At 68.3% G+C, this 26291-nt stretch carries 17 protein-coding genes, 1 other RNA gene and 5 pseudogenes; 15 read left to right on the forward strand and 8 right to left on the reverse strand.

Going from position 1 to position 26291, the window contains the following annotated elements; all coding sequences use genetic code 11:
* Positions 1 to 6: 6 nt before the first annotated feature.
* Positions 7 to 1146: a glycosyltransferase family 4 protein gene (locus HK415_RS11695; protein WP_171559326.1), complete on the forward strand. Its 1140-nt coding sequence runs from the start codon at positions 7 to 9 to the stop codon at positions 1144 to 1146.
* A 138-nt stretch (positions 1147 to 1284) separates the two neighbouring features.
* Positions 1285 to 1593: a hypothetical protein gene (locus tag HK415_RS11700; protein ID WP_171559329.1), complete on the forward strand. Its 309-nt coding sequence runs from the start codon at positions 1285 to 1287 to the stop codon at positions 1591 to 1593.
* A 241-nt stretch (positions 1594 to 1834) separates the two neighbouring features.
* On the opposite strand, the gene ssrA is transcribed toward HK415_RS11700, so the two are convergent.
* Positions 1835 to 2209: a transfer-messenger RNA gene (ssrA, locus tag HK415_RS11705) on the reverse strand.
* Positions 2210 to 2337: 128 nt separating this feature from the next.
* On the opposite strand from ssrA, the gene galE reads away from it, so the two are divergent.
* Positions 2338 to 3402: a UDP-glucose 4-epimerase GalE gene (gene galE / locus HK415_RS11710; protein ID WP_171559334.1), complete on the forward strand. Its 1065-nt coding sequence runs from the start codon at positions 2338 to 2340 to the stop codon at positions 3400 to 3402.
* Between the two features lie 27 nt (positions 3403 to 3429).
* On the opposite strand, the gene HK415_RS11715 is transcribed toward galE, so the two are convergent.
* From HK415_RS11715 to ompA, 6 genes and pseudogenes are all read right to left on the reverse strand, one after another.
* Entirely contained in the window at positions 3430 to 3855 is a 426-nt protein-coding gene (locus HK415_RS11715) for an alginate O-acetyltransferase AlgX-related protein (protein ID WP_171559337.1), read from the reverse strand.
* Between the two features lie 623 nt (positions 3856 to 4478).
* Positions 4479 to 5627: an MBOAT family O-acyltransferase gene (locus HK415_RS11720; protein ID WP_309246667.1), complete on the reverse strand. Its 1149-nt coding sequence runs from the start codon at positions 5625 to 5627 to the stop codon at positions 4479 to 4481.
* On the reverse strand, positions 5624 to 5956 hold the full coding sequence (locus HK415_RS25010) for a hypothetical protein (protein ID WP_253261850.1): 333 nt from the start codon (positions 5954 to 5956) through the stop codon (positions 5624 to 5626). Before HK415_RS25010 ends, HK415_RS11720 begins: the two co-directional genes overlap by 4 nt.
* A gap of 61 nt (positions 5957 to 6017) precedes the next feature.
* Entirely contained in the window at positions 6018 to 6692 is a 675-nt protein-coding gene (locus HK415_RS11725) for an HAD-IA family hydrolase (RefSeq protein ID WP_171559341.1), read from the reverse strand.
* Positions 6692 to 7400: pseudogene (gene ubiG, locus HK415_RS11730) on the reverse strand (bifunctional 2-polyprenyl-6-hydroxyphenol methylase/3-demethylubiquinol 3-O-methyltransferase UbiG). Before ubiG ends, HK415_RS11725 begins: the two are co-directional and overlap by 1 nt.
* A gap of 96 nt (positions 7401 to 7496) precedes the next feature.
* Positions 7497 to 8216 carry an outer membrane protein OmpA gene (ompA, locus tag HK415_RS11735; protein ID WP_171559345.1) on the reverse strand — a complete coding sequence of 240 codons (720 nt, stop codon included), beginning with the start codon at positions 8214 to 8216 and terminating at the stop codon, positions 7497 to 7499.
* A gap of 228 nt (positions 8217 to 8444) precedes the next feature.
* Between ompA and gyrA the strand changes: the two are divergent.
* From gyrA to HK415_RS11795, 12 genes and pseudogenes are all read left to right on the forward strand, one after another.
* Positions 8445 to 11077 (forward strand): annotated as a pseudogene (gene gyrA / locus HK415_RS11740) (DNA gyrase subunit A).
* Complete coding sequence (gene pheA, locus HK415_RS11745; RefSeq protein WP_171559349.1) at positions 11077 to 12159, forward strand: prephenate dehydratase; 1083 nt, start codon at positions 11077 to 11079, stop codon at positions 12157 to 12159. Before gyrA ends, pheA begins: the two are co-directional and overlap by 1 nt.
* Positions 12160 to 12173: 14 nt before the next feature.
* On the forward strand, positions 12174 to 13046 hold the full coding sequence (locus HK415_RS11750; RefSeq protein ID WP_171563362.1) for a prephenate dehydrogenase: 873 nt from the start codon (positions 12174 to 12176) through the stop codon (positions 13044 to 13046).
* A gap of 6 nt (positions 13047 to 13052) precedes the next feature.
* Positions 13053 to 15050: a bifunctional 3-phosphoshikimate 1-carboxyvinyltransferase/cytidylate kinase gene (locus HK415_RS11755; protein WP_171559353.1), complete on the forward strand. Its 1998-nt coding sequence runs from the start codon at positions 13053 to 13055 to the stop codon at positions 15048 to 15050.
* A 38-nt stretch (positions 15051 to 15088) separates the two neighbouring features.
* Positions 15089 to 16864: a 30S ribosomal protein S1 gene (gene rpsA, locus HK415_RS11760; RefSeq protein WP_373684647.1), complete on the forward strand. Its 1776-nt coding sequence runs from the start codon at positions 15089 to 15091 to the stop codon at positions 16862 to 16864.
* 11 nt (positions 16865 to 16875) lie between these two features.
* Positions 16876 to 17211: pseudogene (locus HK415_RS11765) on the forward strand (integration host factor subunit beta); the annotation flags it as partial.
* A gap of 104 nt (positions 17212 to 17315) precedes the next feature.
* Positions 17316 to 17599, forward strand: a pseudogene (locus HK415_RS11770) (LapA family protein).
* Positions 17589 to 18722 (forward strand): lipopolysaccharide assembly protein LapB, encoded by a 1134-nt coding sequence (gene lapB, locus HK415_RS11775; RefSeq protein WP_171559365.1) that lies wholly within the window; start codon positions 17589 to 17591, stop codon positions 18720 to 18722. Before HK415_RS11770 ends, lapB begins: the two are co-directional and overlap by 11 nt.
* Positions 18723 to 18724: 2 nt before the next feature.
* Positions 18725 to 19654, forward strand: a complete 930-nt coding sequence (gene rfaE1, locus HK415_RS11780; protein WP_171559368.1) for a D-glycero-beta-D-manno-heptose-7-phosphate kinase — start codon at positions 18725 to 18727, stop codon at positions 19652 to 19654.
* Complete coding sequence (gene rfaD, locus HK415_RS11785; RefSeq protein ID WP_171559371.1) at positions 19651 to 20643, forward strand: ADP-glyceromanno-heptose 6-epimerase; 993 nt, start codon at positions 19651 to 19653, stop codon at positions 20641 to 20643. Before rfaE1 ends, rfaD begins: the two co-directional genes overlap by 4 nt.
* 95 nt (positions 20644 to 20738) lie before the next feature.
* A complete protein-coding gene (locus HK415_RS11790) occupies positions 20739 to 21227 on the forward strand; it encodes a ComEA family DNA-binding protein (RefSeq protein ID WP_171559376.1) in 489 nt (162 codons plus the stop codon).
* Between the two features lie 213 nt (positions 21228 to 21440).
* Positions 21441 to 22652, forward strand: a complete 1212-nt coding sequence (locus HK415_RS11795; RefSeq protein ID WP_171559379.1) for a sensor histidine kinase — start codon at positions 21441 to 21443, stop codon at positions 22650 to 22652.
* On the opposite strand, the pseudogene HK415_RS11800 reads toward HK415_RS11795, so the two are convergent.
* Positions 22571 to 26236, reverse strand: a pseudogene (locus tag HK415_RS11800) (hydantoinase B/oxoprolinase family protein). The gene HK415_RS11795 and the pseudogene HK415_RS11800 overlap by 82 nt on opposite strands.
* Between the last annotated feature and the right edge of the window lie 55 nt (positions 26237 to 26291).

Consider the following 26291-nt stretch of genomic DNA (forward strand, 5'->3'; position numbering starts at 1 on the left):
CCGCCCGTGAAGGTCCTGCTTTTCGCCAATACCGAGTGGTACCTGTTCAACTTCAGGCTTTCACTGGCGCGGGCGCTGCGCGATGCCGGCCACGAAGTCCTGCTGGTGTCGCCGCCGGGCCCCTACGGCCAGAAGCTGAGGGACATCGGCTTCCGCTGGGAGTCCGCGCCCATGGTGCGACGCAGCCTGAATCCATTGCGCGAGTTCGCGCTGGTCCAGTGGCTCAGGAGGCTGATCGCGCGCGAGCAGGTCGACCTCGTGCACGGGTTCACCATCAAGTGCGCCGTGTACGGATCGATCGCCGCGCGGCTGGCGGGCATTCCGGCGCGGGTGAACGCGGTGGCCGGCATGGGCTACGTCTTCACCAGCAACGAACCGAGGGCTCTCGTGCTGCGCCCGATCATCCGCAACCTGCTGCGGTTCGCGCTCGACGGCGAAGGGGCGCGCCTGATCCTGCAGAACCCCGACGATGTCGACCTGTTCGCCCGCGCGCGCCTCGTCAAGCCGGAGCGCGTGCGGCTGATCCCCGGCTCCGGGGTCGATTGCAGCCGCTTCACCCCACCGACCGGCGAAGCCGCGCCGGCGAGCAAGGACCGCTTTCGCGTGCTGCTTCCGGCGCGACTGCTCTGGGACAAGGGAGTGGCCGAGTACGTGGACGCAGGCAGGCAGGTGCGTGCCGCCGGCCTTCCCATCGATTTCCTGCTGGCCGGCGACCCGGACCCCGGCAACCCGGCAGCGGTGCCGGAGGCGGTCATCAAGGGCTGGGTTGCCGAGGGCGTGGTCGAGTGGCTGGGGCACGTGCACGACATGCCGGGCCTGTTCCACTCCGTCGATGCGGTGGTGCTGCCGAGCTATCGCGAAGGCCTGCCGAAGGGTTTGATCGAGGCCGCGGCCTGCGGGCTGCCCATCGTCACGACCGACGTGCCCGGGTGCCGCGAGGTGGTCACCGACGACGTCGACGGCCTGCTGGTGCCCGCCAGGAACGCCACTGCACTGGCCGCGGCGATTGTGCGCCTGCACGCGGAACCCGCGCTGCGCAAGCGCGTCGGCGCGGCAGCTCGCGCCAAGGCGGTGGCCGAATTCGACGAGCAGCGCGTGGTCGAGAGAACGCTCGGGGTCTACCGCGAGCTGATTCCAGGCCTGTGAAGCAAATGCCGGCGTCGCACGTGGGGCTCGCACGGATGGCAGGAGCCCTGCGCGGTGGCATCATTCCATTCCTGCAAACCAAAGGGCGGGTTCGTGCTGCAGCCTAGTTCCCCGGATCCCCTGAACGAGTCACCCGCCGTGACCCAGGACCGGCCGCACCGCGCCGGCAAGCGCCTGCGCTTCACGCCCTGCGCCTGCGGGGCGTCCCACTACCGGCTGCTGCCGCGCAAATGGTGGATGCGTGTTTTCGTCGGCCGCCGGCGCTATCGCTGCCGGATGTGCAAGGCGACGCTGCTGCTGCCCGGCGCCAAAGTCAACGTCAAGCGCACCTTCCTGCGCGCCGTCGTGGTCTTGCTGGCGGTCATCGCGACCATGTACGTGGTGGAGGTGCTGCAGCAGGTCGACGAACACCAGCGGCGCAAGGGCGAAGAGGCCCGCCAGGAATAGCCCGGGCTGCCAGCGCGCTTCAGGTGGGCAAGGCGCGGAATGCGTGGCGGCAGGCGGCGCAGTAATAGCGCCGCCACCGGGGAAGCAGCCTTTCCCACCAGTTACGGCGGATCCGCTGGACGACCGTGCTCTTGCATTTCGGGCAGATCATGGAAATCCCGTCATCCGGCGCATGCCAAAAGCTCTCCGCACTGGCTCCGCCGTCGACGACAGAATAGCAAACAACTGCCTTCCGAATGAATGGTGGAGCTGGCGGGAATTGAACCCGCGTCCGCAAGCCTTCTACGAACAGTTCTACATGTTTAGCGATCTGGTTTGTGTCTCGCCAACCGGATCGCGCAGTCGCACGCTATCCGGCCGGCCAGCACCCTATTTTCTCGCTCCCGACCAAGGTACCCGGTCGGGGGCCAGCCAATGTAGATTACCTTGCAGCTAGGGGATTGCTCCCTTTTGCCCAGCCCATCGGCCGACTGTTGCAAGGCTCACCGGTGTTTAAGCGGCGAGGGCGAAACGTTCGTCGTTCGCAGTTGGTTTGTTTCAGATGGATTAACGAGGTAACTGAGCCTCGACATGCCCTGCTGCGTGTCCGAACCCACGTCGAAACCGGTGCAGCCCCAGGAAGACGTATCTTACGGCACGCGGGGAGAATTCAAGGGTCGGGCTGCCGGTCGGCCCCGAAAACTGCCCGGCTATAGTCGCGGCAATCGCGGGGCTGGCCCGCAAGGACATCCCTCCCTCTCACGCATGACTTCCCCAGCCGTTTCCGCGACCCGCAGCGTCCTCCTCACCGGCGGTGCCGGCTACATCGGCAGCCACACCTTCGTCGCCCTGCGGGAAGCCGGCTTCGAGCCGGTGATCCTGGACAACTTCGCCAACAGCCATCCTGCCGTGCTGGAGCGGCTGGGGCGGATCACCGGGCGCGCGCCGGTGATCGAGCAGGGCGACGTGCTGGATACCGCTTTCGTGGAGGCCGTGCTTCGGCGGCACCGGCCGGTGGGCGTCATCCACTTCGCGGGGGACAAGGCGGTGGGGGAGAGCGTGGCCCAGCCGTTGAAGTACTTCCACAACAATATCGGCGGGGCGGTGAGCTTGTTGCGGGCGATGGAAGAGGTGTGCCTGGGCCAGGGAGCTTCGGGTCTGCCAACGCTCGTCTTTTCCAGCAGCGCGACGGTGTACGGCGACCCCGCCACGGTGCCGATCACCGAGGATTTCCCCCGCAGCCACACCAACCCCTACGGCCACACCAAGCTGGTGATCGAGGACATGCTGCAGGCAGTCCTGCTCGCCCAGCCCGCATGGCGCATCGGCGTGCTGCGCTATTTCAATCCGGTGGGCGCCCACCCCAGCGGGCTGATCGGCGAGGATCCCTCGGGGATTCCCAACAACCTGATGCCCTACGTCACGCAGGTGGCGGTGGGACTGCGGCCGCACCTGAACGTGTTCGGCCACGACTACCCCACCCCCGATGGCACGGGCGTGCGCGACTACATCCACGTGCAGGACCTGGCCGCCGGCCACGTGGCGGCGCTGCAGGCGCTGCTGGCGCGGCCCCGGAGCTTCACCGTGAACCTGGGAACGGGCCGCGGATACAGCGTGCTGGAAGTGGTGCGCGCTTTCGAGCAGGCCAGTGGGCGGCCGGTGCCGTACCAGCTGGTCGATCGCCGTGCGGGCGACGTCGCCCAGTGCTATGCGGATCCGTCCCTGGCCCGCGAGCTGCTCGGGTGGGAAGCGCGCCGCAGCCTGCAGGAGATGTGCGCCGACGCGTGGCGCTGGCAAAGCGGGAACCCGCGGGGCTACGCGACGGCGTGATCGCCGGGCCGGCGGCCGCCGCCGGCATCAAGGGACGCTCTTGCCGCCCCCCACGAAGCGCGCCACCGTCTGCCCCGCCAGCACATGGCCCGCATTCGACCAGTGGGTGTCGTCGGGGTTGTACAGGTCCACGACCGTGTTGATGCGCCTTTCGTATTCGGCCGTCATGTCGGGCGCGTTGACTCCCGCGGCGATCAGCAGCTCGTTGATGCGCGGCGCGCGCGAACCCGGCCGCGCCTCGACGAAGCAGGTGCTGTACACGGCGGACTTGTCGGGCGCGAGCACGAAGACGAAACGCTTGCCCGCCTGCTCCACCGAGCGCTGGATCTCCAGGATGCGGGCGACCGATGCCCGGACGTCGGCGTCGCTCCAGCCCGCCTTCAGGTCCTCTTCCGCGTAGTACAGCAGCCGGTCGCTGCGCCGGCTGGAAAAGCGCGCGCAATCCTTGCGCAAGGGGACGTTGACCGTCCTGGACTTGCCCGCACCGGTTTCTCCCCGAAGGACGCGCGTGCCAGGTTGAGCGCAGTGCGCCCCAGGTAGCGGGCATCGAGCGTGAGCGGCCACCGCTGGCGCTCGTTGATCGTCGGCCCCGCCTCGACCTCGAATGGCCGGATCCTGGCCTGCCCGCAATCCGGCACCCGGGCGAAATGCGCGATCACGCCTCTTTCGACCGATTGCAGGACGATCACGCTGCTGGACCGGTCGGCCAGCGCAACCGCCAGCCATTCCGTGAGGCAGGTCCGGTCGAGGTCGAAGGACTGGACGCTGCGCCCGCTGCTTTCCTGCAGGACGGATTGCCAGAGGTTGTCGCGCGCGAAGGAATCGCCGAGGACGAGGATGGACGCGTTGCGTTGCCGTCCGGAGGTGGCGCGGCGACGGCTATGGGCACGGCCGGCTCCCTCGGGCCGTAATCGCGTTCGGGCCACATGCCGACGCGCGTCAGGTCCCCGTGCAGCGGCTCGATCCACCACGAGAACGCCACGATCGGAACGAAGACGACCAGCGCAACCAACAGGACATGGAGCACGTAGCGGCGCATGGTCAGAACTGGAAGTACAGGAACTCGCTCACGCGCGTCAGGTTGAGCAGTGCGGCCACGCAGAGCAGGCCCGTGAACCAGGCCCAGGCACGCGAGGGCCTCCACGCCAGCCGCGCCTGGACCCGGGACGACCCGCGCGCGCCCTCCGGCCGGCTGGCACGGACGCCCGGAACTTCCTCATCCGAGCCTTCGCCGCACACCGGCCGGTAGCTGCGGAAGATCTGGTGGACGTTGGGCAGGCACCAGACGATGGCGAATCCGAGCACGAGGTGCCCCAGCGCCTGTCCGGGGCTGAACAATCGGGTCGCCTTGTCGGCCATGGCCACGCCGGCATTCCCGTCATGCCCTGCAGCATGGTCACGGCGGACGCCATGCTGTCCGCGCGGAAGAACACCCAGCCGACGACGACGGCCAGGAAGGTCAGTGCGCCGGCGGCCAGGGCCGCCGCGCGCCCTCCTTCACCCCAGCCGTGCCTGCGCCTGAATGCGCGCCACGCGTGGTTCACCAGCAGGTAGCAGCCATGCAGCGTGCCCCAGACGACGAAGGTCCAGCCGGCCCCGTGCCACAGGCCGCCCAGCACCATGGTGGTCATCAGGTTGGCATAGCGCCGCGCGTTGCCGGCGCGCCCGCCGCCGAGCGGGATGTAGAGGTAGTCGCGCAGGAAGCGTGACAGCGTCATGTGCCAGCGCCGCCAGAAGTCGATGATGCTGGTGGCCTTGTACGGAGAGTCGAAGTTCAGCGGCAGGCGCACGTTGAACATCAGCGACAGGCCGATCGCCATGTCGGAATAGGCGGAGAAATCCAGGTACAGCTGCAGCGTGTAGGCCAGCGCGCCGACCCAGGCCTCGAACAGCATGGGCTGCGCTCCGGCCTTGACGCCGTCGAACACCGGCGAGGCGAACTCCGCGATCGAGTCCGCCAGCAGCACCTTCTTGGCCAGCCCCAGGACGAAGATCGACAGGCCGACGGCCACGTTCTGCCAGTCGATGCGGCAGACCGCCTTGCGGGCGAACTGCGGCATCATTTCCGCGTGGTGCAGCACCGGCCCCGCGATCAGGTGCGGGAACCAGGTGACGAACAGCGCGTAGCGGAAGAAGTTGAACTCCGTCACCTTGCCCTGGTACGTGTCCACCAGGAAGGCGATCTGGGTGAAGGTGTAGAAAGAGATCCCCAGCGGCAGGATCACGGTGGCCAGCGCGAGGTCAGCCCCGGCGAGCTGGTTGAGGTTGTCGACGAAGAAGTTCGCGTACTTGTAATACGCGAGCAGGCCCAGGTTGGCGGCGACGGCAGTGGCCAGCAGGGCCTTGGGGCCTGGAAGCCTTGGGTCCCGCCTGCGCGGGGATGACGGGCGCGGGCGATCAGGGCGCCGGCGAAATAGTTGAAGGCGATCGAGGCCAGCAGCAGGGCGACGTAGCGCACGTCCCACCAGCCGTAGAAGAACAGCGAGGCGATCGCCAGCCAGAGCGTGGCCAGCGCATGGCTGCTGCGGCCCACCAGGTAGAAACCCAGGAGCACGACGGGCAGGAACGCGAAGAGGAACGGGTAGGAATTGAAAAGCAGGACGACCCCGCGTGGGTCAGGCCGCCTGCCGGAACTGCAGCAGCGACAGCAGCGCCATCGGCGCCTCGATATGCCGGTCCGCGCCCCAGTCCTTCACGTCCACGCTGCCGAGGTAGCCATAGGTGGCCGCCACCGTGCCCATGCCGGCGGCCTTGCCGGCCAGCACGTCGCGCATGTCGTCGCCCACGTAGATGCATTTCGTCGGGCACACGTCCACCTGCCGCGCCGCCTCCAGCAGCGGCGCCGGATGCGGCTTGGCATGCGGCGTCGAATCCCCGCCGACCACCGTGCGGGCGGTGGAGAACAGCGTCATGCCCTTGGTCAGCGGGCCGGTGAAGCGCATCGACTTGTTGGTCACCACGCCCCAGGGCACGCCCTGGTCCACCAGCGCCGCGATCATCTGCGCCACGCCTTCGAAGGCATAGGTGCGCTGGGTCATGCAGCTTTCGTAGTTGCGGAAGAACTCCTCGCGCATGGCGGGGAAGTCGGGGTGTTCCGGCGTCATGCCGAAGGCCACGCCCAGCATGCCGCGCGCGCCGGCGCCGGCCATGGGCCGGTACCGGTCCAGGGGCAGCGAGGGCAGCCCGCGGTCCGTGCGCATCTTGTCCGCCGCCGCACCCAGGTCGGGTGCGCTGTCGATGAGGGTGCCGTCCAGGTCGAACAGGACGGCTTTCACGTCTTGCGCAAACATCACATCCTGCGGGCGGCTGCCAGGTAATTGACGCTCGTGTCCCCGGACAGCCAGTAGCGGCGGGTGAGCGGGTTGTATTCCATGCCCTGCGTCTGCAGCACGTCCAGCCGCGCCATGCGGCACCAGGACGCCAGCTCGCTGGGCTTGATGAACTTCAGGTATTCGTGCGTGCCCCGGGGCAGCATGTTCAGCACGTACTCCGCCCCCACGATCGCGAACATGAAGCTCTTGGGGTTGCGGTTGATGGTGGAGAAGAACACCCAGCCGCCCGGCTTCACCAGGGCGGCGGCCGCCTGCACCACCGATTCCGGGCGCGGCACGTGTTCCAGCATCTCCATGCAGGTGACCACGTCGAACTGGCCCGGCTGCTCCGCCGCCAGCGCCTCGGCGCTCACCTCGCGGTATTCCACGTTGGGCGTGCCCGCCTCCAGCGCATGCAGCTGGAGCGACGCGCAGCGCCTTGGTCGCCAGGTCGATGCCCAGGACGTTCGCGCCCCGGCGCGCCATGCTGTCGGCCAGGATGCCGCCGCCGCAGCCGATGTCCAGCACCCGCTTGCCCGCCAGTTGCGCCATGCCGTCGATCCACTGCAGGCGCAGCGGGTTCAGGGCGTGCAGCGGCCCGAACTCGCTGTCCGGATCCCACCAGCGGTGGGCCTGCTCGGAGAACTTCGCCAATTCCGCGGGATCGGCGTTCAGGGTTTCATTCATGGCTGTGGCAGATTGTGGAGCTTGTAGCTCGTGAGCAAATGAAAAAAGGCCCCGCCGAGCGGGGCCTTTCGTGCACGATTTCTCGTGGCTGTGGGATCAGCGGTTGGCGCGCGTGCCGACCACTTCGATTTCCACGCGGCGGTTCTTCGCGCGGCCTTCGGCGGTCTTGTTGTCGGCCACGGGCTGCTTCTCGCCCTTGCCTTCGGTGTACACGCGGTTCTTCTCGATGCCCTTGGAGACCAGGTAGTTCTTCACGGACTCGGCGCGCGCGACGGAAAGCTTCTGGTTGTACGCGTCGTTGCCCACGGCGTCGGTGTGGCCCACGGCGATGATCACTTCCAGGTTGATGTCCTTGATCTTGCCGACCAGGTCGTCCAGCTTGGCGCGGCCTTCGGGCTTGAGCACAGCCTTGTCGAAGTCGAAGAAGGCGTCGGCAGCGTAGGTCACCTTGGTAGCGGCGGGCGGCTGGGGAGCCGGAGCCGGGGCGGGCGGCGGCGGGGGCGCCGGGCGGGCGGCCGGAGCCGGGGCCGGGGCGGGCGCGGGAGCGGCCACCACGGCGGGTGCGCGGACCAGAGCGCCGTCGCAGCCGACGGCGGCAGTGGCGGGGGTCCAGTTGGCATCGCGCCAGCAGAGTTCGTTGGTGCCGTTGCGCCACACGTACTCGCCGGTGCCGTTCTGCCAGTTGTCGACGACGGTGCCACCGTTGGCGGCCACCACGCGGCCGCCGCTGGCAGGTGCCGTGGTGGACATCACGCCGCAGCCAGACAGCAGCGCAGCGGAAGCAAACATCAGCGCTACTTTATTCAGTTTCTTCATGGTTCTCCTCTTGGGGAAAAGTCGCAGCAGCGCTGCGCCAACACTACGTCCTTAGTGACCAATTCACCAGTTACGTCCGGGGCATTGTGCCATACGCACTTACACAATCAACGGCTCGGCCAGGGGCCGGTCCGTAGGACGGAACCGCAATCCGGGCTTCCGTTGCCCTGACGCGACAAGGCGGTAAAAACGTAAAATCGACGGTTTCGCGCCTGCTTGCAGCACCCAATGACCTCCTTCGCCAAAGAAACACTGCCCGTCAGCCTCGAAGAGGAGATGCGGCGCAGCTACCTCGACTACGCCATGAGCGTGATCGTGGGGCGCGCGCTGCCCGACGCGCGTGACGGCCTGAAGCCGGTCCACCGCCGCGTGCTGTTCGCGATGCACGAGCTGAACAACGACTGGAACCGGCCGTACAAGAAGTCCGCGCGCATCGTCGGCGACGTGATCGGCAAGTACCACCCGCACGGGGACCAGTCGGTGTACGACACCATCGTGCGGCTGGCGCAGGACTTCTCCATGCGCCACATGCTGGTGGACGGCCAGGGCAACTTCGGCTCCGTGGACGGCGACAACGCCGCGGCGATGCGGTACACGGAAATCCGCCTGGCCAAGATCGCCCACGAGATGATCTCCGACATCGACAAGGAGACGGTCGATTTCGGTCCCAACTACGACGGCTCGGAGCGCGAGCCGCTGGTGCTGCCCTCCAAGCTGCCGAACCTGCTGGTCAACGGCTCGGGCGGCATCGCGGTGGGCATGGCCACCAACATCCCGCCGCACAACCTCAACGAGGTGGTCGACGCCTGCCTGCACCTGCTGCGCAACCCGGAAGCGACCATCGACGAACTGATGGAGATCATCCCGGCGCCGGACTTCCCCACCGGCGCCACGATCTACGGCATCTCCGGCGTCAGGAGGGCTACCGCACCGGCCGCGGCCGCGTGGTGATGCGCGCCAAGTGCCACTTCGAGGACATCGACCGCGGCCAGCGCACGGCGATCGTCGTCGACGAGATCCCCTACCAGGTCAACAAGAAGACCCTGCAGGAGCGGATGGCCGAGCTCGTGCACGAGAAGAAGATCGAGGGCATCAGCCACATCCAGGACGAGAGCGACAAGTCCGGCATGCGGCTGGTGATCGAGCTCAAGCGCGGCGAGGTGCCCGAGGTCGTGCTGAACAACCTCTACAAGCAGACCCAGCTGCAGGACACCTTCGGCATCAACATGGTGGCCCTGATCGACGGCCAGCCCAAGCTGTGCAACCTGAAGGACCTGATCCAGGTCTTCCTGCAGCACCGCCGCGAGGTGGTCACGCGCAGGACGGTGTTCAACCTGCGCAAGGCGCGCGAGCGCGGCCACGTGCTGGAAGGCCTGGCGGTGGCGCTGGCCAACATCGACGAGTTCATCCGCATCATCCGCGAGTCCCCCACCCCGCCGGTGGCCAAGGCCGAACTGATGAACCGGCCGTGGGACTCGAGCCTGGTGCGCGAGATGCTCACGCGCGCCCGTGAAGACGGCACGGTGATCAACGCCGACGACTACCGGCCCGAGGGACTGGAGAAGCAGTACGGCATGCACGCCGACGGCCTGTACCGCCTCTCGGACACGCAGGCCCAGGAAATCCTGCAGATGCGCCTGCAGCGCCTGACCGGCCTGGAGCAGGACAAGATCGTCAACGAGTACCGCGAGGTGATGGCGGAGATCGACGACCTGCTGGACATCCTGGCCAAGCCGCAGCGCGTGTCCACCATCATTTCCGAGGAACTCACGGCCCTGCGCCACGAGTTCGGCCAGACCAAGCTGGGCGCGCGCCGCAGCGTGATCGAGCACAACGCGCAGGACCTCGCCACCGAGGACCTGATCACGCCCACCGACATGGTGGTGACGCTCTCGCACTCGGGCTACATCAAGAGCCAGCCGCTGAACGAGTACCGCGCCCAGAAGCGCGGCGGCCGCGGCAAGCAGGCCACCCAGACCAAGGAAGACGACTGGATCGACCAGCTCTTCATCGCCAACACGCACGACTACCTGCTCGCCTTCTCCAACCGCGGCCGCCTGTACTGGCTCAAGGTGTGGGAAGTGCCGGCGGGCTCGCGCGGCTCGCGCGGCCGGCCCATCGTCAACATGTTCCCGCTGGCCGAAGGCGAGAAGATCAACGTGGTGCTGCCGCTGACCGGCGAGTTCCGCAGCTTCCCGGCCGACCACTACGTGTTCATGGCCACGTCCATGGGCACGGTGAAGAAGACGGCGCTGGACGAGTTCAACAACCCGCGCAAGGCCGGCATCATCGCCGTGGACCTGGACGCGGGCGACTACCTCATCGGCGCGGCGCTCACCGACGGCAAGCACGACGTGATGCTGTTCTCCGACGGCGGCAAGGCGGTGCGCTTCGACGAGAACGACGTGCGTCCCATGGGCCGCAACGCCCGCGGCGTGCGCGGCATGATGCTGGACGAAGGCCAGGGCGTGATCGCGATGCTGGTGGCCGAGGACGAACAGCAAAGCGTGCTGACCGCCACCGCCAACGGCTACGGCAAGCGCACGCCGATCGGCGAGTACACGCGCCACGGCCGCGGCACCAAGGGGATGATCGCCATCCAGCAGAGCGAGCGCAACGGCAAGGTCGTGGCCGCCACCCTGGTGCACGCCGACGACGAGATCATGCTGATCACCGACCGCGGCGTCCTCGTGCGCACCCGGGTCAGCGAGATCCGCGAACTCGGCCGGGCGACGCAGGGCGTCACCCTGATCGGGCTGGACGAAGGTTCCAAGTTGAGCGGACTGCAGCGCATCGTGGAGAATGACGCAGGCGCCGCCGAGGGTGAGGACACCAACGGCAGCGAGACCCCCGCCTCCTGATGCCCAAGACCCTCGCCGAACTCCGCACCGGCATCGACCAGGTCGACCGCGAACTCCTGGTCCTGCTGAACCGCCGCGCCGCCCTCGCCAACGAGGTCGGCGAGATCAAGCGTGCGGAAGGCTCGCCCGTGTTCCGGCCGGAACGCGAGGCACAGGTGATCAACGGCCTGCAGGCCGCCAACCCCGGGCCGCTGAAGCCGGACAACATCGCCCACGTCTGGCGCGAGATCATGTCCGCCTGCCGCGCCCTGGAAGCGCCGCAGCGCGTGGCCTACCTGGGCCCGGCCGGCACCTTCAGCGAAGCGGCCGCATTGCAGTTCTTCGGCTCCAGCATCGAGCACGTGCCCTGCGTGAGCATCGACGAGGTGTTCCGGGCCACGGCGGCGGGCACTGCCGAATACGGCGTGGTCCCCGTCGAGAATTCGACGGAAGGCGTGATCGCACGCTCGCTCGACCTGTTCCTCGGCTCGCCGCTGCACATCGTCGGCGAGACCAGCCTGCTGGTGCGCCACAACCTGCTGCGCCAGCAGAACACCCTGGAAGGCATCGAGGCCGTGCTGGCCCACCCGCAGGCCCTGGCGCAGTGCCATGGCTGGCTGAACAACCACCTGCCCGAGGTCGAGCGGCGCGCCGTCTCCAGCAACGCCGAAGGCGCGCGGCTGGCCGCGAGCAACCCGAAGTGGGCGGCGATCGCCAGCGAGCGCGCCGGCGCCGAGTTCGGCCTGCACATCGCGGCCCACGCCATCCAGGACGACGCCTTCAACCGCACGCGCTTCGCCGTGGTGTGCCTGCCGCAGACGCTGGCGGCACCGGAAGCGAGCGGCAAGGACTGCGTGAGCCTGATCGTCTCGGTGCCCAACCGCCCCGGCGCGGTGCACGACATCCTGGTGCCGCTGAAGCTGCACGGCGTGTCGATGACGCGCTTCGAATCCCGCCCGGCGCGCTCGGGCCAATGGGAATACTATTTCTACATCGACCTGCAAGGCCACCCCTCGCAGCCGCACGTGGCGGCGGCGCTGAAGGACCTGCAGGCCCTCTGTGCTTTCTACAAGGTGCTCGGCACCTATCCCTTGGGCGAATAATAAAAATGGCCGCGATGTTCGAGCAGTTGGGTTTGATCGGGTGCGGCCTGATGGGCGGCTCGTTCGCCCTGGCCATGAAGCGCGCCGGCCTGGTGAAGCGCGTCGTCGGCTACAGCAAGTCGCCCAGCACCACGGAACGCGCCCGCCAGATGGGCGTGATCGACGTCGAGGCGCCCTCCGCGCTGCTGGCCGTGTCGGGCGCCGACATCGTGCTGCTGGCGGTGCCGGTGGCCGCGACCGAGGCGACCTTCAAGGCGATCCGCCACCTGGTCACCGCCAACATGCTGGTCATGGACGTGGGCTCCACCAAGCGCGACGTGGTCGATGCCGCGCGCAAGGTGCTGCGCGACCACGTGGGCTCCTTCGTGCCCGCCCACCCGATCGCGGGCAAGGAAGTGTCCGGCGTGGACCACGCGGACGCCGACCTGTACCACGGCAAGCAGGTGATCCTGACGCCGATCGAGAAGACCCAGACCGTGCAGCTGCAGAAGGCGCAGGCGCTGTGGGAAGCCCTGGGCTGCCACGTGCAGCAGATGGCGCCCGAGCAGCACGACGCCGCCTTCGCCGCCGTCAGCCACCTGCCGCACCTGCTGGCCTTCGCGCTGGTGCACGCCATCGTGAGCCAGCCGCAGGGCAAGGAAATCCTGAGCCTGGGCGGCCCGGGCTTCAAGGACTTCACCCGCATCGCCGCCAGCGATCCCAAGATGTGGCGCGACGTGCTGCTGTCCAACCGCCACGAGCTGGTGGAGCAGGCCAAGATGTTCCAGCGCAGCCTGGCCAACATGCTGACGCTTGCCGAGGAAGGCAACGGCGAGAAGCTGGAAGAGATGATCGCGCTGGCGAGCAGCACCCGCTCGCACTGGCGCATGGGCCAAAAGGCCAAGTAGGTCTCCGTGTTCACCACCGCCTTCCTGGACCTCGCCCCGCTCGAGGAGGCTGGCGGCACGGTCGCGCTTCCGGGGTCCAAGAGCATTTCCAATCGCGTGCTGCTGCTGGCGGCGCTGTCGGGCGGGACCACCGTGGTCCATGACCTGCTGGATTCGGACGACACGCGGGTGATGCTGGATGCGCTGCGGGCGCTGGGGTGCGGGGTGGTGGCCAAGGGCAGCACCGTCGAAATCACCGGGATCGGGACGCCTTGGATCCCCGCCTCTCCCACCCGCCTCTTCCTCGGCAACGCCGGCACGGCCATGCGCCCCCTCACCGCCGCCCTCGCGCTCCTCGGCGGCGACTTCGAGGTCTCCGGCATCCCGCGCATGCACGAGCGCCCGATCGGGGACCTGGTCGATGCCTTGCGCCAGCTCGGTTGCCGCATCGATTACCTGGGCAAGGACGGCTACCCGCCCCTGCGCATCCACCCGGCCCCCGCCCTGCAGCTGGACGCCCCCATCCCCGTGCGCGGCGACGTCTCCAGCCAGTTCCTCACCGCCCTCCTCATGGCGCTGCCCCTGGTGGCCACCCGCGACATCGTGATCGAGGTGGTCGGCGAGCTGATCTCCAAGCCCTACATCGAGATCACGCTCAACATGCTGGAGCGCTTCGGCATCGCCGTGCGGCGCGACGGCTGGCAGCGCTTCACCATCCCGGCCGGCAGCCGCTACCGCTCGCCGGGCGAGATCCACGTCGAGGCCGACGCCTCCTCCGCCAGCTACTTCATCGCCCTGGGCGCGCTGGCGGCAACGAGCGAGCCGGTGCGCATCGAAGGCGTGGGGGCCAGCTCGATCCAGGGCGACATCCGCTTCGTGGAGGCGGCGCAGAAGATGGGCGCCGCCGTCACCAGCGGACCGAACTGGCTGGAAATCCGGCGCGGCGCCTGGCCGCTGCGCGCGATCGACCTGGACTGCAACCACATCCCGGACGCGGCGATGACGCTGGCCGTGATGGCGCTCTACGCCGACGGCCCCACGACCCTGCGCAACATCGCCAGCTGGCGCGTCAAGGAGACCGACCGCCTGGCCGCCATGGCGATCGAGCTGCGCAAGCTGGGCGTCGGGGTCGAGGAAGGCGCGGACTTCCTGCGCGTGACGCCGCCGGCCAGCTGGCGGCCGGCTTCGATCCACACCTACGACGACCATCGCATGGCGATGTGCTTCGCGCTGGCCGCCTTCAACCCGGCCGGCGTGCATGTCCGCATCGAGGACCCGAAGTGCGTGGCCAAGACCTTCCCGGAGTTCTTCGAGGCCCTGTTCTCGGTGGCGCGCACCGGCACGCCGCACATCCCGGTGATCACGGTGGACGGCCCCACGGCCTCCGGCAAGGGCACGCTGGCCTCGGAAGTGGCGCGCCGCCTGGGCTACCACTACCTCGACTCGGGGGCGCTGTACCGCATCACCGGCCTGGCCGCCACCCGCGCCGGGCTGGCGCTGGACGTCGCCCACGAGCACACCATCGCGCGCATGGCCGAGGGCCTGCCGATCCTCTTCCTGGACGGCCGGGTGATCCTGGACGGCCAGGACGTCACCGACGCCATCCGCACCGAGGAAGCCGGCATGAACGCCTCCAGGGTGTCGGCCCTGCCCGCGGTACGGACCGCCCTGGTGGCCCTGCAACAGGGCTTCCGCAAGCTGCCGGGCCTGGTCGCCGACGGCCGCGACATGGGCACCGTCATCTTCCCGGACGCCCCGCTGAAGGTCTACCTGACCGCAAGCGCCGCCCAGCGCGCCGAGCGCAGGCATAAGCAGTTGATTTCAAAGGGCATTTCGGCTACACTCCCCGCTCTTCGCGCGGACCTCGAGGCGCGTGACGCCCGCGATTCCAATCGCAGCGTCGCACCTCTCAAGCCAGCCGAAGACGCCCTCCTCCTGGACAACTCGCAGCAGACGGTCGAAGAATCCGTCGCCCAGGTTCTCCAGTGGTGGGAGCAAAAGCAGGCGTTCCCCAGGAACGCTTGATTTAGCAGGCTGGTGGTGAGCGCAAGCGAACCCCAGCGATTGGCCCCCGACACTCCCTCCGCGCAGCAAGCGCACCGGTGGCGGGGATCATCAACAACCAACCCGCGGGTCAATCCGCAAACTCAATGTCTGAATCTTTTGCCGCCCTGTTCGAAGAATCGTTGCAGCGTTCCGAAATGCGCGCGGGCGAAGTCATCACCGCCGAAGTCGTGCGCGTGGAGCACAACCACGTCGTGGTGAACGCCGGCCTCAAGTCCGAGGCTTACATCCCGATCGACGAATTCAAGAATGACACGGGCGGTGTCGAGGTCCAGGAAGGCGATTTCGTCTCCGTGGCCATCGACGCGATCGAAAACGGCTACGGCGACACCATCCTGTCGCGCGACAAGGCCAAGCGCCTGGCCTCGTGGATGTCCCTCGAGAAGGCGCTGGAGTCCGGCGAATTCGTCACCGGCACCACCACCGGCAAGGTCAAGGGCGGCCTCACCGTCCTCGTGAACGGCATCCGCGCCTTCCTGCCCGGCTCCCTGATCGACACCCGCCCCATCAAGGACTTGTCTCCCTACGAGAACAAGACCATGGAGTTCAAGGTCATCAAGCTGGACCGCAAGCGCAACAACGTGGTGCTGTCGCGCCGCGCCGTGGTCGAAGCGTCCATGGGCGAAGAGCGCGCCAAGCTGATGGAAACCCTGAAGGAAGGCTCCATCGTCCGCGGCGTCGTCAAGAACATCACCGAGTACGGTGCGTTCGTGGACCTCGGCGGCATCGACGGCCTGCTGCACATCACCGACATGGCCTGGCGCCGTGTCCGCCACCCGTCCGAAGTCGTGACGGCCGGCCAGGAAATCACCGCCAAGATCCTGAAGTTCGACACCGAGAAGAACCGCGTGTCCCTGGGCCTCAAGCAGATGGGCGACGACCCGTGGATGGGCGTCGGCCGCCGCTACCCCAACGGCACCCGCATGTTCGGCAAGATCACCAACATCGCCGACTACGGCGCGTTCGTGGAACTGGAACCCGGCATCGAAGGCCTGGTGCACGTCTCCGAAATGGACTGGACCAACAAGAACGTGGCCCCGTCCAAGGTCGTGTCCCTGGGTGACGAAGTCGAAGTCATGGTCCTCGAGATCGACGAGGACAAGCGCCGCATCAGCCTGGGCATGAAGCAGTGCAAGGCCAACCCCTGGCAGGAATTCGCGCAGAACACCAAGCGCGGCGACCGCGTCAAGGGCCCGATCAAGTCGATCACCGACTTCGGCGTGTTCGTCGGCCTGGCCGCCGGCATCGACGGCCTGGTGCACCTGTCCGACCTGTCCTGGAGCGAAGCCGGCGAAGCCGCCGTGCGCAACTACAAGAAGGGCCAGGAAGTCGAGGCGATCGTCCTCGGCGTGGACGTGGACCGCGAGCGCATCTCCCTGGGCATCAAGCAGCTCGATGGCGACCCGTTCTCCACCTTCACCTCGGTGCACGACAAGGGCTCCACGGTGACGGGCAAGGTCAAGACGGTGGACCCGAAGGGCGCCGAGATCGACCTGGGCCAGGACATCACCGGCTACCTGCGTGCCTCCGAAATCAGCCGCGACCGCGTGGAAGACGCGCGCAACGTGCTGAAGGAAGGCGACGAAGTCACGGCCGTGGTCGTGAACATCGACCGCAAGACGCGCAACATCCAGCTGTCCATCAAGCAGAAGGACATGATCGACGAGCAGGGCGCCATGGCCAACCTGAGCCAGCAGTCCGCCCGCGAGCAGGCCGGCACCACCAGCCTGGGCGCGCTCCTGCGTGCCAAGCTGGACAACGCCGACAAGCCCTAAGTGGAACCACGACGCGGGCCAGCGCCCGCGTCGCCAACCTCCGTCCCATGACCCGATCTGACCTCGTAGAAGAACTGGCGGCCCGTTTCAGCCAGCTGACCCATCGCGACGCGGAATACGCGGTCAAGACCATCCTTGACGCGATGAGCGAAGCGCTGGTGCGCGGCCACCGCATCGAGATCCGGGGCTTCGGCAGCTTCTCGATCAACCGGCGCCCGCCCCGCATGGGCCGCAATCCCCGTTCGGGCGAGAGCGTGCACATCCCGGAAAAGCGGGTTCCCCACTTCAAGCCGGGCAAGGCCCTGCGGGAGGCGGTCGACCAACGAACGGCGGAAATGGGCAAATGAGCCCCCAACGGCTTCGCCGTACCCCCGAGGGGGCGCTCCTCGGCTTGGGGCGGCCCGGCGCCGAGGATCCTGACCCGTACAATTCGTCGCGGACGAGGAGCCCGATGAAATACCTGACATGGCTGCTCAAGGCAGCCATTTTTTTACGCTGTTCGCCTTCGCGCTGAACAACCAGCAGGACGCCACCGTGCACTTCTTCTTCGGCACGCGGTGGACGGCGCCGCTGGTGCTGGTGGTGCTGGCCGCTTTCGCGGCCGGCCTGGTCATCGGCGCACTGGGCATGGTGCCGCGCTGGCTGAAGCACCGGCGCACCGCACGTGCGGCGCCGGTGGACGCGCAACCCAGCACGCTGATCGGACAGGGCACGCCCCCGACGCATGGACTTTGACCTCACCTGGCTGCTGTGGGGCCTGCCGATCGCCTTCGCGCTCGGCTGGTTCGCCTCCCGCCTCGACCTGCGCCAGCTGCGCATCGAGAACCGGCTGGCGCCCAAGGCCTACTTCCGCGGCCTGAACTTCCTGCTGAACGAACAGCAGGACCAGGCCATCGACGCCTTCATCGAGGCGGTGCAGAACGACCCGGACACCTCCGAGCTGCACTTCGCCCTGGGCAACCTGTTCCGCCGCCGCGGCGAGTACGAGCGGGCCGTGCGCGTGCACGAGCACCTGCTCTCGCGCGCCGACCTGTCCCGCGCCGACCGCCACCGCGCCCAGCACGCGCTGGCGCTGGACTTCCTCAAGGCCGGCCTGCTCGATCGCGCCGAGGAGGCGCTGCGCAAGCTGGAAGGCACGGCCTACGAGGAACAGGCGCTGCTGGCCCTGCTGGCGATCTACGAACGCTCGCGCGACTGGGTGCAGGCCTCCGAGATCGCGCGCAAGCTCGATGCCGGCACCGCCGGCCAGTTCGCCGGCCGGCAGTCGCACTACCTGTGCGAACTGGCGGCGGCTGCCTCGCCGGCCGAGGCCGAACAGCTGCTGCAGCAGGCACGGCTCGCCGCGCCCGGGTCGCCGCGCCCGCGCATGGACCTGGCGGCACTGCGCCGCAAGGCCGGCGACGCCCGCTCGGCTTTCGAGCTGCTGCAGGAGGCTGCCGGCTCCAACCCCGGTTCGCTGCCGCTGCTGGCCAGGCCGCTGGTGGAAGCCGCGGTCGCCTGCGGCCGCCAGGACGAGGCCCGCGCGATGCTGCAGGCCGCCTACGAGCAGACGCCCTCGCTCGACGTGCTGGACGGCCTGACCGCGCTGGACAGCGATCCGGAGGCGGCGCGCACCCGCTACGTGCAGCACCTGCAGCGCGAGCCCTCGCTGGTGGCCGCCGCCAAGTGGATCGCCGGCGAGAAACTGGAACACGAGCAGTTCCACCCCGACGTGCAGCGCGCGCTGGACCACGCCGTGAAACCGCTCACCCGCTACCGCTGCGCCGCCTGCGGCTTCGAGGCCAAGCAGCATTTCTGGCAATGCCCCGGCTGCCAGGCCTGGGACAGCTATCCGGCCCGCCGGGTGGAAGAACTCTGAACATGAACCCTAGCAAACAACAGATCGCCAAGGCGCACGTGCTGGTCGTCGGCGACGCGATGCTGGACCGCTACTGGCACGGCGCCGTGGAGCGCATCTCGCCGGAAGCGCCGGTGCCGGTGGTGAAGGTCTCGCGCGAGGAAGAGCGCATCGGCGCCGCCGCCAACGTGGCCTACAACGTCAGCACGCTGGGCGCGCACGCCGCCTTCCTGGGCGTGGTCGGCGACGACGAGGCCGGCCACAAGCTGGAGACGCTGCTGAAGGAAACGGGCATCGACACGCACCTCAAGCGCGATCCCGGCTTGCGCACCACCGTGAAGCTGCGCGTGATCGGCCGCCAGCAGCAGCTGCTGCGCATGGACTTCGAGAACGAGCCGGACCACGAAGTGCTGGCGCTGCAGAACGCCAGCTTCGCGCAGCTGCTGGCGCTGCAGGACGCCGTGCTGTTCTCCGACTACGGCAAGGGCGGCCTGGCGCACATCCCGGCCATGATCGAGACGGCGCGCGCCGCGAACAAGCCGGTGCTGATCGACCCCAAGGGCTCCGACTACACGCGCTACCGCGGCGCCACGGTGATCACGCCCAACCGCGCGGAACTGCAGGACGTGATCGGCCGCTGGAACTCCGAGGACGACCTGCGCACGCGCGCCCACAAGCTGCGCACCGACCTCGGCTTCGATGCCCTGCTGCTCACGCGCAGCGAGGAAGGCATGACGCTGTTCGACGCGCAGGGCGACTTCACCGTCAAGGCGCAGGCGCGTGAGGTGTTCGACGTCACCGGCGCCGGCGACACGGTGATCGCCACGCTGGCCACCATGGTGGCCGCGGGCGTGCCGCTGCGCGACGCGGTGCCCATCGCCAACCGCGCGGGCGGCATCGTGGTCGGAAAGTTCGGCACCGCCACCGTGTCCTACGAGGAGCTGTTCGCATGACGCGCGTGGTGGTCACCGGCGCCGCCGGCTTCATCGGCAGCAACATCGTCAAGGGACTGAACGCGCGCGGCATCACCGACGTCATCGCCGTCGACGACCTGACCCAGGGCGACAAGTTCCGCAACCTGGTGGACCTGAAGATCGCCGACTACGTCGACCGCGACACCTTCTACGCCACCCTGGCCGAGGGCGGCTTCGGCAAGGTCGACACCGTGTTCCACGAGGGCGCCTGCAGCGACACGATGGAGCAGGACGGCAAGTACATGATGGACAACAACTACGGCGTGTCCCTGTCCTTGTTCGAGACCTGCCAGAAGCGCGGCACGCGCCTGCTGTATGCGTCCTCGGCGGCCGTCTACGGCGGCTCCGACACCTTCCGCGAGACGCCGGAGTTCGAGCGGCCGCTGAACGTGTACGGCTACAGCAAGCTGCTGTTCGACCAGCGCATGCGCATCGAGCTGGGCAAGGACTTCAGGAAGGCGAAGCGCCAGGTGGCGGGCTTCCGCTACTTCAACGTGTACGGCCCGCGCGAACAGCACAAGGGCCGCATGGCCAGCGTCGCCTTCCACCAGTTCAACCAGTTCCGCGAGCAAGGCAAGGTCAGGCTGTTCGGCGAGTACGGCGGCTACGGCGCCGGCCAGCAGACGCGCGACTTCGTGTTCGTGGACGACGTGGTGGCGGTGAACCTGTGGTTCTTCGACCATCCCGACCAGTCCGGCATCTTCAACCTGGGGACCGGCCGCGCGCAGCCCTTCAACGACGTGGCGCTGGGCGTGATCAACGCATTGCACCCGGGCGGCGTGCAGGACGCGGCCACGGCGGTGGACCTGGGGCTGCTGGAGTACATCCCCTTCCCCGACGCGCTGCGCGGCAAGTACCAGTGCTACACGCAGGCCGACCTGACGGCGCTGCGGGAGGCAGGCTGCGACCATCAGTTCGCCGACGTCGCCACCGGCGTGGCGAAGTACATGCAGGCCCTGTCCTCCTAGGGTTGTCCCCTAGGCTCGAGGTCAACGCGGCCTTGGCGCCTGCCGTTGAAGGTTGGCGTGGCCCGCCGGGCCGCCCAACCTGATGTGGAGTTCACATGCTGAAGAAGATCCTGGCCATCGTGGCCATGCTGTATGCCGCGGCTGCCTTCGCCGCCGTCGACGTCAACAAGGCCACCGCAGCCGAACTCGACGGCATCAAGGGCATCGGCCCGGTGATGTCCAAGCGGATCATCGACGAGCGCAAGAAGGGCGAGTTCAAGAGCTGGGACGACCTGATCGCCCGCGTCAAGGGCATCAGCGACGGCAATGCCGCCAAGTTCGACGGCCTGACCGTCAAGGGCGCCGAATTCAAGAAGGCCGCCGCGAAGAAGGAAGCCAAGGCCGACGCGAAGGCGGACAAGAAGGAAGCCAAGGCGGACGCCAAGGACACGAAGAAGGACGCGAAGGCGGACAAGAAGGACACCAAGGCCGCGGCGACGCCCGCGACCCCGGCGACGCCTGCAAAGCCGGCGACCGCCACCACGGCCGCGACGCCTGCCAAGCCGGCAACGCCCGCCACGCCGGCGGCCAGCGCGAAGAAATAGCGCTTTCGTCATCCCCGCGTCAGGAGCGACGCGTACGTGGGGACCCAAGGCGTTCGAGGAAGCCCCGCACTGCGGGGCTTTTTCTTTTCCTTTCTCGCCTTCCAGGGGACGGACATCTTGGGTTTCGTTACGCCCCAAGCTTGATGCGTCGCAAACCTCCTCCCCCACCCGCGGTCTATTGTCCGTACGGCCCCTTCCCTCCGGGAGACCGTCATGCCTCCACTGCTCGCCAATTGCAGGCGCGGGCTCGACCGCTACTTCGCCAATGCGGCCATGCGCTACACGCAGTTGCCCCAGCAGGTGCTGATCGCCCTCGTCGCGGCGGTCCTGGCGCTGGCCGCGCGCTGGGCCGTCGACCCCTGGCTGGGCGACCGCCACGAATACCTCAGCGCCTACCTCGCCATCGGCGCGGTGACCTGGCTCGCGAGCTGGCGGGCGGGTTCGCTGCTGGCCCTTCTCTACTTCATGGCCCAGGAAGCGTTCTTCGCCCTGCCGCGCAGCGACGCCGACGGCTCGCAGCTGCACGGCCTGCTGGCCCTCGCGTCCTTCGGGCTGGTCTGCGCCGTGCTGGTCCTCGCCGTGGATCGCGCGGCGCGCGCGCACCATGCCCTGGAACACCGGGTCGAGGAACTCGACGAAGCGGACCACCGCCGGTCCGACTTCATCGCACTGCTGGCCCACGAGCTGCGCAACCCGCTGGCGGTGCTCACCACGGGCACGCAGCTGATCAAGGGCGGAAAGCTCGACCAGGGAAGGCAGGACCGCGCATGGGAGCGGCTCGAACGCCAGACCGCGCGCATGAAGCGCCTGGTGGACGACCTGCTGGACAGCGCCCGCGTGGAACAGGGCAAGCTCTCGCTGGTGCGCCATGCCGCCGACATCGGCGACATCGTGGCCCAGACCGTGGCCGACGCGGACACCTTCACGGCGCCGCGGCAGCAGCGCCTGCGGCTCGACATGCCCAACCCGCCGGGCGACGCGATCGTGGATCCGCAGCGCGTGCGCCAGGTGCTGGAGAACCTGCTGCACAACGCCTCCAAGTCTCGCCCGCCCGACGGCGGGCTGATCACCGTGGCCGTGCGCTCCACGTCCTTCGACGTTTCCATCCTCGTGCGCGACACCGGGATCGGCATCCCGCCGGCGCAGCTGCGGGCGATCTTCGGGTCCTTCGTGCAGATCGATCCCGCAGCCTCGAAGCACCGGGGGCTGGGACTGGGCCTGGCCCTGTGCCAGAAGCTGGTGGAGATGCACGGCGGCATCATCGAGGCGCGCAGTGCCGGCAAGGGCCGCGGCTCCGAGTTCCTGGTGCGCCTGCCGCGCGCACCGGGCATGGTCCCGCCGGACTACGCGGCGCCGAAGCCGCCGCCGCCGGGCGTGTGCACCTCGAACACGTCGCCGGAAGCCATCTCCGCCGAGCCGATGTGATCCAGCTGCTCCACCTGCCCGGTCGCTCGCACCACGCGGTTGATGCCGACCTGGCCGGGCTGGCCGCCGGCCATGCCGAATGAGGGCACCTTGCGGCCGTTGGACAGGATGCTGGCGGTCATGGGCTCCAGGAATCGCACGCGCCGCACGCCCCCGTTGCCGCCCTGCCAGCGGCCCGGTCCGCCGGAGCCGTCGCGGATCTCGTAGCTTTCCAGCCGCACGGGGAAGCGGAACTCCAGCACCTCGGGATCGGTGAGCCGCGAGTTGGTCATGTGCGTCTGCACGACGCTGGTGCCGTCGAAGCCGCTGCTCAGGTGGCCCTGCGCGTCGTAGATGCCGCCCGCGCCGCTGCCGCCCGAGATCGTTTCGTAGTACTGGTAGCGCGCGTTGCCGAAGGTGAAGTTGTTCATGGTGCACTGGCCGGCCGCCATCACGCCCAGCGCGCCGTACAACGTGTTGGTGATGCAGGTGGAGGTCTCCACGTTGCCCGCCACCACCGAGGCCGGCGGGTTCGGGTTGAGCATGCAGCCTTCCGGCACGATCACCTTCAGGGGCTTCAGGCAGCCGGCGTTGAGCGGGATCTCGTCACTCACCAGCGTGCGGAACACGTAGAGCACCGCGGCCATGCAGACGGCCTTGGGCGCATTGAAGTTGTTGACCTGCTGCGGCGAGGTGCCGGTGAAGTCGATCTCGGCCGAGCGCGAGGCGGCATCGACGCGGATCGCCACGTGGATCTGCGCGCCGTTGTCCAGCGGCAGGGTGAACTGGCCGTCCTTCAGGCGCGTGATCACGCGGCGCACGGATTCCTCCGCGTTGTCCTGCACGTGCCGCATGTAGGCCTGCACCACATCCAGGCCGAACTGGTCCACCATCTTGCGCAGTTCCTGCACGCCCTTCTCGTTGGCGGCGATCTGCGCCTTGAGGTCGCCCATGTTCTGCTCGGGGTTGCGGCTCGGGTATTGACCGCTGCGCAGCAGGGCCAGCATCTCCTGCTCGCGCAGGACGCCCGCATCGACCAGCTTGAAGTTGTCGATCTCCACGCCCTCTTCCTCGATGCGCGTCGAGAAGGGGGCATGGAGCCGGGGGTGGTGCCGCCGATGTCGGCGTGGTGGCCTCTCGAACCCACGTAGAACGTGGGTTCGGGGCCCTTGGCCGTCATGGGCTCCCCCCTCCGGTCCTCCCCTCGGAGGGGGAGGGAGTCGAGAGGTACACCGGCGTGATCACCGTCACGTCCGGCAGGTGCGTCCCCCGTGGTACGGGTCGTTCAGCACGTACACATCGCCCGGCCGCATGGTCGCCCGGTTCTCGCGGATCACCGTCTTGATGCTCTCGCCCATGCTGCCCAGGTGCACCGGCATGTGCGGCGCGTTGGCGATCAGGTTGCCTTCGGCGTCGAACAGCGCGCAGGAGAAGTCCAGGCGCTCCTTGATGTTCACCGAGTAGGCGGTGTTCTGCAGCTGCAAACCCATCTGCTCGGCGATGTTCATGAACAGGTTGTTGAACACCTCCAGCAGCACCGGGTCCACCTGGGTGCCGGCGGCGAACTTCACCGCGCGCGGGACCGCGCGATCCAGCACGATGTGGTCCAGCCCCGTGATGCGCGCGCGCCAGCCCGGCTCCACCACGGTGGTCGCGTTCTGCTCCGCGATGATCGCGGGACCGTCGATGACGTCACCCGGGCGCAGGTCCTCGCGCACGCACAGCGCGGCTTCATGCCATTGCCCGCCCGAATACATGCGCACGGTCTCGCGCCGCGGCAGCTCGCGCGGCGGATGCTCCGCGTGGAGCGGCTCGGCCGGCGCATCGCCGGCGACAATGGCCTCCACCGACACCGCCTCGGCGATCATCGGCTTGCCCGGCATCAGGAAGGAGAAGCGCTGGCGGTAGGCCGCCTCGAAGCCGGCGACGATCTCCTGCAGCGTGCCGAAAGGCACCACCAGCGCGGAATCGCTGCCCTGGTAGCGCACGTGCACGCGCCGGCGCACCTGCACCGCGTTGCCGCTCACCTGCTGCCGCTGCAGCTCGGCCTGCGCCGCACCCGCCAGTTCCGACAGCTTCTGCGCGATCTGCGGCAGGTTCCCGGCCGCCAGCAGCACTTCCACCGCCTGCTCGCGGATCACGTTCTGGTCCGCCAGGCCCATGCCGTAGGCCGACAGCACGCCCGCCAGCGGGTGCACGAACACGCGCGACATGCCCAGCGCATCGGCCACCATGCAGGCATGCTGGCCGCCGGCGCCGCCGAAGCACTGCAGCGTGTAGCGGGTGACGTCGTAGCCGCGCGCCACCGATATCTTCTTGATCGCATTGGCCATCTGCTGCACCGCGATCGAGATGAAGCCCTCCGCCACATCTTCGGCGCTGCGGCCGGTGCGCTCTGCCAGTTCCGCGAACTTGCCGGTGACGGCATCGACGCTGAGCGCTTCGTTGGCCTGCGGGCCGAACACCTGCGGGAAGTAGCGCGGCTGGATCTTGCCGACCATCACGTTGGCATCGGTCACCGCCAGCGGGCCGCCGCGGCGGTAGCTCGCCGGCCCCGGGTTGGCACCGGCGCTCTGCGGACCGACGCGGAAGCGCGCGCCGTCGAATTCCAGGATGGAGCCGCCACCGGCCGCCACCGTGTGGATGCTCATCATCGGCGCGCGCATGCGCACCCCGGCCACCTGCGTCTCGAACTCGCGCTCGAACTCGCCGGCGAAGTGGGACACGTCGGTGGAGGTGCCGCCCATGTCGAAGCCGATCACCCTGTCGTGGCCCGCGAGCTGCGCCGTCCGTGCCATGCCGACGATGCCGCCGGCCGGGCCTGACAGGATCGCGTCCTTGCCCTGGAAGGCGTGCGCATCGGTGAGGCCGCCGGAGGACTGCATGAAGAACAGCTTCACGCCCGGCATCTCGCTGGCCACCTGCTCCACGTAGCGGCGCAGGATGGGCGACAGGTAGGCGTCGACGACGGTGGTGTCGCCGCGGCTCACCAGCTTCATCATCGGGCTGGTCTCGTGCGAGGTGCTGACCTGCGTGAAGCCGGCCTCGCGCGCGAGATCCCGCGCCGCCTGCTCGTGCGCCGTGTAGCGGTAGCCGTGCATGAACACGATGGCCACGCTGCGCAGGCCGCGGCCGTAGGCCTCCTGCAGCGAGTGGCGCAGGTGCGGCACATCCAGTGCCTCCACCACCTCGCCGTGCGCCCCGACGCGTTCGTGCGCCTCGATCACCTCGCTGTACAGGAGCTCGGGCAGCACGATGTGGCGGTCGAACAGCCGCGGCCGGTTCTGGTAGGCGATGCGCAGCGCGTCACGGAAGCCGCGCGTGGTGACCAGCAGCGTGCGCTCGCCCTTGCGTTCCAGCAGCGCGTTGGTGGCGACCGTGGTTCCCATCTTCACGCAGTCCACCTGGTCCGGCGTGATCGGCTGCCCCGGCGCCAGCCCCAGCAGGTGCCGGATGCCCGCCACGGCGGCATCGGGGTACTGCTCGGGGTTGTCCGACAGCAGCTTGTGCGTGACCAGCGTGCCATCGGGCCGCCGGCCCACGACGTCGGTGAAGGTGCCGCCCCGGTCGATCCAGAACTGCCATTTGGGGATGGTGGGAGTCATGCGGCGATTATGGAAGAACAGCCCCTACACTCGGGGCCCGACAACGAGGGGCTTC

It is taken from the genome of Ramlibacter montanisoli, assembly GCF_013087525.1.
In the GTDB taxonomy this organism is placed as follows: domain Bacteria; phylum Pseudomonadota; class Gammaproteobacteria; order Burkholderiales; family Burkholderiaceae_C; genus Ramlibacter; species Ramlibacter montanisoli.